Annotated in this window: 11 protein-coding genes; 10 read left to right on the top strand and 1 reads right to left on the bottom strand. The window is 44.8% G+C overall.

The window, feature by feature from the left end; all coding sequences use genetic code 11:
* The first annotated feature begins 88 nt into the window (after window positions 1-88).
* From rfbA to VK097_RS06120, 7 genes are read left to right on the top strand one after another with little or no spacing between them, the layout of a single operon-like run.
* Window positions 89-1,021 (top strand): glucose-1-phosphate thymidylyltransferase RfbA, encoded by a 933-nt coding sequence (gene rfbA / locus VK097_RS06150; protein WP_324210927.1) that lies wholly within the window; start codon window positions 89-91, stop codon window positions 1,019-1,021.
* Window positions 1,014-2,027, top strand: coding sequence for a dTDP-glucose 4,6-dehydratase (gene rfbB / locus VK097_RS06145; RefSeq protein WP_324210926.1), 1,014 nt, complete (start codon window positions 1,014-1,016; stop codon window positions 2,025-2,027). The genes rfbA and rfbB overlap by 8 nt, the downstream gene beginning before the upstream one ends.
* Window positions 2,006-2,956 carry a glycosyltransferase family 2 protein gene (locus VK097_RS06140; protein ID WP_324210925.1) on the top strand — a complete coding sequence of 317 codons (951 nt, stop codon included), beginning with the start codon at window positions 2,006-2,008 and terminating at the stop codon, window positions 2,954-2,956. Before rfbB ends, VK097_RS06140 begins: the two co-directional genes overlap by 22 nt.
* Window positions 2,957-2,960: 4 nt before the next feature.
* Complete coding sequence (locus tag VK097_RS06135; protein WP_324210924.1) at window positions 2,961-3,635, top strand: GNAT family N-acetyltransferase; 675 nt, start codon at window positions 2,961-2,963, stop codon at window positions 3,633-3,635.
* Window positions 3,635-4,000 carry an EamA family transporter gene (locus tag VK097_RS06130; RefSeq protein WP_324210923.1) on the top strand — a complete coding sequence of 122 codons (366 nt, stop codon included), beginning with the start codon at window positions 3,635-3,637 and terminating at the stop codon, window positions 3,998-4,000. The genes VK097_RS06135 and VK097_RS06130 overlap by 1 nt, the downstream gene beginning before the upstream one ends.
* Window positions 4,001-4,012: 12 nt before the next feature.
* Window positions 4,013-5,125: a dTDP-4-amino-4,6-dideoxygalactose transaminase gene (gene rffA, locus VK097_RS06125; RefSeq protein WP_324210922.1), complete on the top strand. Its 1,113-nt coding sequence runs from the start codon at window positions 4,013-4,015 to the stop codon at window positions 5,123-5,125.
* Window positions 5,088-6,767 carry a DUF6044 family protein gene (locus tag VK097_RS06120; protein ID WP_324210921.1) on the top strand — a complete coding sequence of 560 codons (1,680 nt, stop codon included), beginning with the start codon at window positions 5,088-5,090 and terminating at the stop codon, window positions 6,765-6,767. Before rffA ends, VK097_RS06120 begins: the two co-directional genes overlap by 38 nt.
* Window positions 6,768-7,005: 238 nt before the next feature.
* On the opposite strand, the gene VK097_RS06115 is transcribed toward VK097_RS06120, so the two are convergent.
* Entirely contained in the window at window positions 7,006-7,446 is a 441-nt protein-coding gene (locus tag VK097_RS06115) for a hypothetical protein (RefSeq protein ID WP_324210920.1), read from the bottom strand.
* A gap of 301 nt (window positions 7,447-7,747) precedes the next feature.
* Between VK097_RS06115 and VK097_RS06110 the strand changes: the two genes are divergently transcribed.
* The 3 genes from VK097_RS06110 (at window position 7,748) to VK097_RS06100 (ending at window position 11,158) form a co-directional block, all read left to right on the top strand.
* The gene (locus VK097_RS06110; RefSeq protein WP_324210919.1) at window positions 7,748-9,142 is read left to right on the top strand and encodes an MmgE/PrpD family protein; all 1,395 of its coding nucleotides are present in this window, start codon (window positions 7,748-7,750) and stop codon (window positions 9,140-9,142) included.
* Window positions 9,135-9,965: a phosphosulfolactate synthase gene (locus VK097_RS06105; RefSeq protein ID WP_324210918.1), complete on the top strand. Its 831-nt coding sequence runs from the start codon at window positions 9,135-9,137 to the stop codon at window positions 9,963-9,965. The genes VK097_RS06110 and VK097_RS06105 overlap by 8 nt, the downstream gene beginning before the upstream one ends.
* Window positions 9,966-10,324: 359 nt before the next feature.
* Window positions 10,325-11,158: a YitT family protein gene (locus VK097_RS06100; RefSeq protein WP_324210917.1), complete on the top strand. Its 834-nt coding sequence runs from the start codon at window positions 10,325-10,327 to the stop codon at window positions 11,156-11,158.
* The last annotated feature ends 84 nt before the right edge of the window (window positions 11,159-11,242 follow it).

Raw genomic sequence — 11,242 nt, 5'->3', positions numbered from 1 at the left:
GATTATTTTCTGTATAAACGGTAATAAACAATAATAGAAAGAGCGTAACCTATGAACAGTTATCCATAACCTTTTAGGAGTGATTTGCATGAAAGGGATTGTACTTGCAGGAGGAAGCGGTACACGGCTCGCTCCCAGCACAAATGGGGTTAATAAACATTTGCTCAATGTCTATGATAAACCGATGATTTATTATCCGTTATCAGTTTTGATGCTTGGCGGCATCAAAGATATACTTCTTATCAGTACACCGGACGATATGCCGCGTTTCAAGGAAATGCTCGGTGATGGGTCCGCTTTCGGTATCCGGCTGAATTATATGGAACAGAAAAATCCAAATGGAATCCCTGAGGCTTTTGTCTTGGCCGAGGACTTTATTGGCTATGATGATGTCACCTTGATTCTCGGTGACAACATATTTTACGGGCAGGGATTTACGACACTTTTCAGAAATGCTTTAAAGAACCACAAAAACGCCACTATTTTCGGAAGCCGCGTAAAAGATCCCGAACGTTTTGGTGTTGTTGAATTTGATGAAAACCAAAAAGTCCTGTCACTCGAGGAAAAACCGGAAGATCCGAAATCGGATTTTGCAGCGGCAGGGCTCTATATTTATGACAACCGTGCCGCACAAATTTCAAAACAGCTCCCCTATTCCGATCGTGGTGAAACGGAAATCACCGATTTGAATAAAGAATATTTAAAAGGCAATCAGCTTGATGTCCAATTGCTGGGCAGAGGGTTTGCCTGGATGGATACCGGAACACATGAATCCCTGTTCGAGGCATCCGAATTCGTTAAAATAACCCAGCAGCGGCAAGGCTTCAAAATTGCCTGTTTGGAGGAAATCGCTTATTATATGGGCTATATAAGCAAACAGGCGCTTTATGACAAAGGCGAACAAATGAAAAAGACGGACTACGGGCAATACTTGATGGAGATTGCCAATCGGAAACATTCCGAGCAATACTGGGACACAATCGACAAAAATCCCATACTGGAGCTGGTTCAAAATGAGTAAATCCCTTCTTGTTACAGGCGGTGCAGGGTTTATTGCATCCAATTTCATACACTATATCATGCAGCGATACCCTGATTATAAGATCATCAATATTGATAAACTGACTTATGCCGGGTCCGATGCCAACGTACAGGAGATTGCTGCGTCGGATAACTACCAGTTTATCAAGGGGGATATTGCCGATGGGCAGCTGATAAACTGGATTTTCAACGAATATGATGTTGACGGTGTCATCCATTTTGCCGCTGAATCGCACGTTGACCGTTCAATCAATGATGCCAAAGCCTTTATTGAATCAAATGTGCTTGGAACCAACGTCCTTCTGCAGGCTGCACGTGACGCTTGGGAGAAGAAGGGTGAGTTGGCCATAAGACGTTTCCATCAAATTTCCACCGATGAAGTGTATGGGTCACTTGACTTGGAAACTGACGAAAAATTCCATGAACAGACACCTTATGACCCGCGCAATCCTTACAGTGCTTCGAAGGCCGGTGCTGACATGCTTGTAAAAAGCTTTGGTCAGACATACGGCATGAACGTTGTCACTTCAAGCAGTTCCAACAATTATGGACCACAGCAGCATTCTGAAAAACTGATTCCAACGATCATTTCAAATGCACTGCAGGGCAAGCCGATTCCCCTTTATGGTGATGGAAAAAACGTCCGTGACTGGCTTTACGTTGAGGACCACTGCCGGGCAATCGACCTTATTTTTCATGAAGGCAAGAAATTAGAAAAATACAATGTCGGCGGCAACAATGAACGGACGAATATCGAACTTTCCATGATGATTTGTGATATTCTCGACCACTTAAAACCTGAGCATTATAGCCACAAAGAACTGATCACATATATCGGGGACCGCAAAGGGCATGACCGGCGATATGCGGTGGATGACAGCAAGATCAGAAATACGTTAGGCTGGAAACCTTCGACGACACTCAATGACGGACTTAATAAAACAGTAGAATGGTATATTGACCAATGGGAAAAAGCTATCCTTTGATTTCTGCAGTTATTCCGGTGTATGGCTGCGGAACTTGTTTAAAAGACCTGTGCAGCCGGATTATTAACACCATCGAATCGATTCCAGCCGATTTGGAAATTATCCTGGTCAACGATGCAAGCCCTGACAACGCATGGGAAACAATTCTGGAGCTGCACGGACAGGACCGCCGGATCAAAGGGGTTGACTTTGCCCGCAACTTCGGCCAGCATCATGCCATTACAGCCGGACTCGATTATGCATCCGGTGATTGGATTGTCGTCATGGACTGTGACCTTCAGGACCGCCCGGAGGAAATCGCGGCATTATATGAGAAAGCCCGGGAAGGATATGAGGTCGTGTTTGCAAACAGAGTTGAACGTCAGGATAATTGGCTCAAACGTAATACATCCCGAATGTTTTACCGTGTATACGATTACTTCACCGGAAAAACATCCGATCACACGATAGCCAATTTCAGCATCAGCGAGAGGAAAGTAGTCCTTGCATTCAGGCAAATGCGCGAACAGAACCGTTTCTTTCCGTTGTTTATCCAGTGGATGGGCTACAAAACAGCCAGTGTTCCGGTCGAGCACAATGCCAGAAAGGAAGGCAAAACATCCTACAATCCCAAAAAGCTGATCACACTGGCAACAGATGCTATCATATCCCAATCCAATAAACCGCTGAGGCTGTCCATACAGTTTGGTTTTTTATTAGCACTTGGATCATTTTTGTATGGTCTTTATTTGTTTGTGCGTTACTTCTTTCTGGCTCAGCCTGTACAAGGATGGACCAGTGTAATGGTCTCCATTTATTTTATCGGCGGGCTGGTATTTTTTAATTTTGGCATACTTGGTATGTATATAGGAAAAGTCTTTAATGAAGCAAAAGGCAGACCCCTTTATCTGATCCGTGAAACGACTGAAAGCAATGATGAACAGAGGTGATAATATGACCCATTTACGCGAAACCCCGTGGGATAAACGGAATTTCAATATCAACACATATGAACTGATGAATACATCTGAGGAAGCGCTTGAGGAGACGGATCAAAACAAAGGCCATTACACATTGAAAGTGGGGCCGCTCGAAAACCCTGAGCCGTTTCTGCGCCATGGCTTTTATTATGTCGATACATTAATTGAGCCAGTTTGCAAAAAAAGGAATTTGCAGCTCTTTGAGGAAAAGGGTATCAGCCTTTCCCGGACTTATGACCGTGGTGCCATCCTGGAGATTGCTGAAGAAGCATTCGTACACGGTCGATTTCACCGTGACTTTAACATTCCGGATTCAATGGCTGATAAACGGTACATCAACTGGGTAAATGATCTGCTGGATGACGGAAAGATTATTGCGCTGAAATATGACGATGATACAGCAGGCTTTTACGGATTTGATCAGGATAAAGTCCTGCTGCTCGGGATACGTGAGGAATACCGCAGCAGAGGGCTTGCCAAGGCTTATACCAGTCTGGCATGCAATGATCAGTTTGAGGCCGGATATAGTGAACTGAGGACGTCCATATCAGCTGCCAATGTTGCGTCATTGAACCTGTTTTATGCGCTTGGTTTCAGACTGAAGAGTACGATTGATGTCTATCATAAACTCAATGGCGAGGTATTGTGATGGGGTATCTCTATATATTCGGAACGGTCATCTTCACTGTCTATGGACAGCTCGTTTTAAAATGGCAGGTTGATCAGGCAGGCACACTGCCGGAAGCATTATGGGATAAATTTCTGTTCCTGTTGCAGCTTTTACTGAACCCGTGGATTATTTCCGGGTTCGCTTCTGCATTTTTGGCTGCTTTATGCTGGATGGCGGCGATGACCAAGTTTAATATCAGCTTTGCTTATCCGTTTATGAGTCTTTCATTTATACTTGTGTTCCTGCTGTCTGCTATTCTATTTGGCGATCCGGTAACTGTACATAAAATCGTGGGACTTGGACTGATTGTTGCCGGCATCGTCGTAACGAGTCAATCACTGTGAGGAGTTTTTCAAATGATACCCTTTAATAAACCCTGTTATATCGGAAAAGAAGAAGCCGCAATGCATGAAGCCATTACAAATCAAAAACTTTCCGGCAATGGGCCATTCGATAAAAAATGCTCTACCTGGCTGGAAGATTACCTCGGCTGTGAGCGGGCAATTCTGACCCCATCCTGCACGGCAGCGTTGGAGATGACAGCACTCCTGACCGGAGCAGGACCGGAAGATGAAATCATTATGCCCTCTTATACCTTTGTTTCTACGGCAAATGCATTTGCATTAAGAGGAGCGGCCATCCGGTTTGTCGATGTGGAACCGGAAATGATGAACATATCACCTGAAGCCATTGAAGCCGCCGTCACCGAAAAAACGAAAGCCATTGCCGTTGTCCACTATGCCGGTGTCAGCTGTGATATGAACGCAATTATGGATATCGCCGACCGCCATAACCTATGGGTAATTGAAGATGCTGCTCAAGCACTGACGAGCACATATCATGACAGGAAGCTCGGTACCATTGGCCATTTCAGCACATTCAGCTTTCATGAAACGAAAAACGTTATATGTGGTGAAGGTGGCGCATTGATCGTGAATCACACGGACGCCGTTGAACGGGCTGAAATTCTGCAGGAGAAAGGAACAAACCGACAGCAATTTGCCAAAGGGATGGTTGACAAATATACATGGCGTGATATCGGCTCATCCTATCTGTTAAGCGAACTGAATGCCGCGTATCTTTCCGTCCAGCTGGAGTACGCCGAACAAATTATGGCGGACAGACTTCGAACATGGCGAAAATACTATGACGGCCTGCAAGACGTTGAGGAGATTTCGACACCCTTCATCCCGGACAATTGCACACATAATGGCCATATGTTTTACATAAAAACCGACCGTCGCTCCGAATTGATGGATTATCTGAGAGAACAGGGCATCATGGCTGTCTCACATTATGTGCCGCTCCATTCATCCGAAGCCGGGCAAACATTCGGCCAATTTACCGGAAGTGATGTTTATACGACGGCTGAAAGCGAAAAACTCCTCCGCCTCCCTTTGTATTACGGAATGAAAGAAAAGGATGTAGATCATGTCATCAGCCATATCAAACGTTTTTTCAAACTATAAACATATTCTGATTGCCTGTCTGATGATTGCTGTTTATCTGTCACCCTATTACATTCTGGGTGAGGACACGCATATTCGTGTACACGATAACATGGATTCAAATATCGTCTGGTACAAACTGCTGGCAGAAAGCGGGCAATTTTTTTCAATGTCTGAACTGCCCAATGTCATCAACGGTCTGCCACGCAGTACGCTTGCCACACCATTGGACATAATGGTGTGGTTCTATACGCTGTTTGAACCGATGACCGCCTACACAATCGGTCAGACGATTATGCGGTTTGCCGGATTTTTTGGGATGTATCTGCTGCTGCGGCGGCTTATCAGCTCGAAATGGCTCGTTACAGGGGTCTCCCTCGCATTTGCCATGCTCCCTTTTTGGCCGTCTGGGCTCTTGTCAATTGCCGGACTCCCGCTCGCGCTCTATTTATTCCTGTCCATCCGGGACAACAGATGGCAAACACCCTGGTATCACTGGCTGACGCTAATGCTGATTCCATTTTTCTCAAACTTTATATTAACATTTGTGTTTTTCCTTGGTCTGATGGGTGTTTTTTGGCTGGTAGATTGGATACGTTCCAAACACAGCAATTGGGCATTTTTCACAGCCATTGCCGGCATGACGGGTATTTATCTGATCAAAAATTACATGGTCATTTATTCCATGTTTATCAATGAAGGCTTTACGTCCCACCGCGAAGCTCTAGATTTGGGACATAACAGCCTGATCGAAACCATCAGCCTGTTTTTTAAAAATTTTCTTACCGGACACACACATGACATGGCTATTCATACATATATCATTCTTCCTGTTATCGGGATAGCCTTTGTCGTGGCTATTTTCAAACGTTTAAGACCAATGCTGCTCGCTAGTTTGCTGCTGTTCAATGCAGCACTTTCCCTCTGGTATGCATTCTGGTACTGGGAAGGCTGGCGCATTGTCAAAGATAACATGATGCTCGCTAATACATTCAATTTCAGCCGGATTCATTTTTTGGATCCGATGATTTGGTATATCTGCTTTGCCCTGGCGTTGTGGCTTTTATGGAAACATATGCGGTTCGGGAAAACAATTGTCACCCTTCTAATTATTGCACAATGTGCGAGTGTATTCTGGCTGAATGAAGAATTGAAGTACGACCGGCTCGGAATGCCGACATACGAAGAGTTTTATTCCGAAGAGCTGTTCGAATCAATCGAGAACTATATTGGGGAGGATCAGTCGGAATACAGGGTGGTTAGTATCGCCATGCACCCGACCATCGCGCAATTTAACGGATTTTATACACTGGATACGTATAATAACAGTTTTCCACTGGAGTATAAGCGGCAATTCAGGGATATTATTGCGCCGGAATTGGACAAAAATCCGTCTCTGAAAAATTATTTTGATACGTGGGGCGGCCGATTGTATATGTATGTGGCTGAACTTGGCGAGAATTATGTCTTTAAGAAAACCAGTGATGAAGTCCTCGACAACCTGAACATCAATACAGATGCACTCCGTGAGATGGGGGGCGATTATGTTCTGTCGGCGCTGCCGATTGAAAATCATGAGGAAAACGGACTCGCTTTTGAGCGGAGCTTCGAAAACGACAAGTCGATATATCGAATTTATTTGTATCGGATTAAGGATGAGTAAATTGGCTTTAAATACTTGATGAACGACACCCTGATTATTCCGCCGTGATTCATTCTTCATTATCCTAATGAGGAAGTTTTTTCAGCAATTCGATTACTTTTGGCCTTCATAACGCGGATGAAGGCCTTAAAGCATTCGTAGAGCCAAAAGTTTATGCTTTCTTATATCATTGACAAAAAATCCTGACTCGGTTTGTTTTGCCGAAGCCGAAGATTTACCTATAAGTTAAGCCATTTGATTATTTTTTATAATTCCAAAGCACTTTCCATTCACCTTCGACATCGGTGACAAACATATTTTGCGTTAAGGTGAAATTTCCGTACTTCCCTTTAAAGACCTGTGTTACGGGTACCTGATAAACGGTATCAATTGTATCCGCATTATTTTCAAAGGCCCAGTCCTCCATTTCCGTTGCTTCCCCTACCGAAAAAGTGAATGTCGTTACACCAAAATGATCCATAAATACATGAGCGCGGTCCTGTAAATAATCGATTTTATCAAATTTCTCTTTCATCACTGGGTGAAACAACTCCCATGAATCGGAAAAATTACCATCCTGTTCATACGCATAAAATGCCTCAGCCGTTTCAGCTGCTTGTTTTTCGTTCGACTTGTGAAAGAACAAAAACACTGCAACACCACCGATTAACACGATAAGGATGACAGCTATCTTCCGCATAGAACCCCTCCTGCAGATCACTAATACCATTTTATTATCCGGGAAGAAAAATCAGTACTGGCTTTCATCAGCGCTCTAATCAAACTAAAACATTAACTTATCACATGATATAAGTATTTAATATCGGTTTTTTAAGTTTAAATAATTTATTTTTATCATTAAATGTCATATCATAATAAGTGAAGGGAGGTTAGAAACTTCCTTCCTGATTCCTCTTTGTGGCCACTGAGGCTCGCCTAAAACGGGGATCTTCCCTGCCCCGTTCAAGCGGGAGTTCCAACACATTTTGGAGGTGATTCACTTGTCAAACGAAAGAACGATGGTCGAACAGCTTGCCGATTGGGTGCACCATGCCGACTGGAATAAGCTGTCCAATGAAGCAAAGGAAGCACTGAAGGGCCGTATGCTCGATTCAATCGGTGTAGCAATCGGTGCACTTAACGGCGAACCGGTCAAAAATATTCGCCGGATGACAGGGGATCTTGGTGGTGAACCGCTTGTAACGCTCATAGGCGGAGGCAAAACAACGCCTGATTATGCAGCATTTTACAATGGAGCGGCTGTCCGCTACCTCGACTTTAATGATTCATATCTTGCAAAGGAAGAAACAGGACACCCATCCGACAATATCGCACCGGTACTCGCAGCTGCTGAGTATGCTGATACTGACGGAAAAGACTTTTTGCTGGCACTGGCGATTGCCTATCAAATACAGTGTCGCCTGTCAGATGTTGCACCTGTCCGAAAATACGGTTTTGATCATACTGTTCAGGGTGCATATGGTGCTGCAGCCGGAGCGGCACGGGTAATGGGACTTGACAGCGGTCATATTGCCAATGCCATCGCAATCGCCGGCACAGGCTATAATTCACTTCGAGTAACCAGAACAGGTGAATTGTCAAACTGGAAGGGGCTTGCGTACCCGAATACAGCAATGGGCGCTATGCACGCAAGCATGCTGGCCAAGTACGGCATCACCGGCCCAAGAGAAGTTTTTGAAGGCAACAAAGGATTGATGGACTCGATTGCAGGCGACTTTGCAATCGACTGGGATAAGGAAAATCTTGAACGGGTCACCGATACAATCATTAAACGCTTCAATGCCGAAATTCATTCACAATCATCCATTGAAGGTCTGCTTGAAATTCGGGATCATGAAAATATTAAACCAGAAAATATTAAGGAAATTCGGCTCACCACATTTGATGTTGCTTATAACATTATCGGCGGCGGGGAAGAAGGCGGCAAGAAACTGATTCGGTACAAAGAAGAAGCCGATCATTCACTGCCATATATGCTGGCTGCTGCCTACCTTGACGGTCAGGTCATGCCGGAGCAATATGAACCTGATCGTATCGAGCGCGACGATATCCAGGAACTGCTGCAGAAAGTCAATGTCAAGCCTGATGACGACTACAGCAGCCGCTTTCCGGACGAAATGGCATGCCGGATTGAACTTGAAACAAATGACGGACAGATTTTTGATGTAGAAAAACGCGATTACCAGGGTTTCAAAACACAGCCCGCCAGCTGGGATGTCCTGATGGAAAAATACAATGGACTGACCCGGGGCATTGACAGTGCACTTGCCAGTAAAATCGCAGACACGATTAAAAATCTGGAAAATGTAAAAGTCAGCGAGTTAACGGAACTGCTTGGTCAAATCAAACCTGAGGAGGATGAATCATATGAGTAACCAAAGAGCTTTCCAAAAAATTCAGATGAACAGCCGTCAGGAAAAACCGCGTAACAAAGGGCTTACTGAAATCCGCGGTCCATACTATACTCCCATGGGCACCGGTTATCTGCGGGATATTCTGGAAACAATGGGTGACTATGTGGACATTCTAAAATTTTCCGGAGGATCGTTTATACTTTATCCGGAAGATAAACTGCGGGAACTGCTTGACCTTGCTCATGACTATGATGTGAAAGTTTCAACCGGCGGCTTTATGGAGACTGTTTTGACGCAAGGACCTGAGGCTGTCGATCATTACCTTAATGAGTGTAAGCGTCTCGGCTTCGACATCATTGAAATTTCAACTGGGTTCATTACGATGCCAACCGATGACATTGTACGCCTCGTTGAAAAAGTGCAGAAAAAAGGATTGCTTGCCAAACCGGAAATCGGCGTTCAATTCGGAGCCGGCGGAACAAATACAGCCGAACAAAATGAAGCTGAAGGCATCACCGATCCATCACAAGCTATTGAAGTCGGCAAACGCTGTCTTGAAGCAGGAGCTTATATGCTGATGATCGAATCAGAAGGCATAACTGAAAGCGTCAATGAATGGCGGACGGAAATTGCTACCCAATTTGCCCGGGAGCTTGGCACTGAAAATGTTATGTTTGAAGCGGCCGACCCGGATGTTTTTGAATGGTATATCAAAAACTATGGTCCGGAAGTGAACGTGTTCGTTGACCACAGCCAGGTCGTTCAGCTGGAAGTGCTCCGCCGCGGTATCTGGGGAACGAAAGATCTGTGGGGCCGTGTCATTACGTTTAATGAAGATGAATAATTGAGTCTTTAAATTGATTCAACCGGGCATTGTGGATGCCCGGTTTTTTATATGATTTTACGTGCTGGAGAACGCTTGATATTTTACAAGTGTCGCGCGAAAGTAATTTTTCGTTCCGCGAATGCAATGGTTGTTGCACGGATTAGCAAGATACCGCCGCGCGCGATTTTTACCGCCTGTCACGCGATTTAACAGGACTGCTGCGCGAAATTCGCTGCCTGTCGCGCGGATTAATGTGAACAAGTAACCCTGCCGTATTTAACCCTCTTCATTTCTCAAACAACTAAGCTTCCGTTATAATAGACTGCGACTTATTTTGATTACGGCACTAGATTTATAACCGCGAAGGAGGACTGTTTATGAATCAAACAATTCGCGATACATTTATGATTATCATCGGGTCGTTCATATTTGCCATCGGGGTCAATTATTTCGCCATCCCGAACCGATTATCGGAAGGCGGTGTTATCGGGGTAACCATTGTCACCTATTATCTGTTCGACTGGTCTCCCGGCATTGTTAACCTTGTGCTGAACAGCTCACTGATTGCATTCGGCTATAAGTTTTTTGAAAAACGTGTCACCATCTATACGATTCTCGGTATTATTTTTACATCACTTTTTTTGCACGTCACCGTTGATTGGGGTTCTGAAATCAACGATGACATGCTGCTGGCAGCCTTATTCGCCGGCCTTGGAGTTGGCCTCGGCCTTGGTCTGATTTTCCGTGCCGGCGGGACATCAGGCGGATCCGCCATCCTTGCCAGGCTCGCCAACCAGGCATTTGGGTGGACAATCGGCAAAGGAATGCTGATTATCGATATTGCCGTCATCGCCGGTTCAGCGTTTATTATCGGTCAGGAACGCGCCATGTACACGCTTGTTTCCGTTTATGTCGGGGCAAAAATTATTGATGTTGTGGTCGAAGGTGCCAATGAACGAACAGCGGTCATGATTATTTCCAGCTCACCTAATGAGGTTCTGGACGCTGTTACGAATAAAATGGCCCGTGGTATAACGGTGCTGGAAGGACAAGGCGGCTATACCAGATCACAGCGGGAAGTTCTCTACCTGGTCATCAATCGATATGAAATTGTTCCATTCCGAAAAATTATTGATGACATTGATCCGAACGCATATGTTACCGTCCATCCCGTCCAGGAAATTTTCCGGAAAGGGTATAAGGGTAGATAACTTATAAGGTTTGATGTGCCCATTTATGGAATGAAATTTCTATTCGGGCGGGAGTTTCTGTTCTCGAGCAGAAGTTTCTCTTTT

The organism is Lentibacillus sp. (assembly GCF_035301675.1).
GTDB lineage: Bacteria > Bacillota > Bacilli > Bacillales > Amphibacillaceae > Lentibacillus.
Note: the sequence above shows the minus strand (reverse complement) of the source record. Positions and strands in the feature narration are given on the sequence as shown.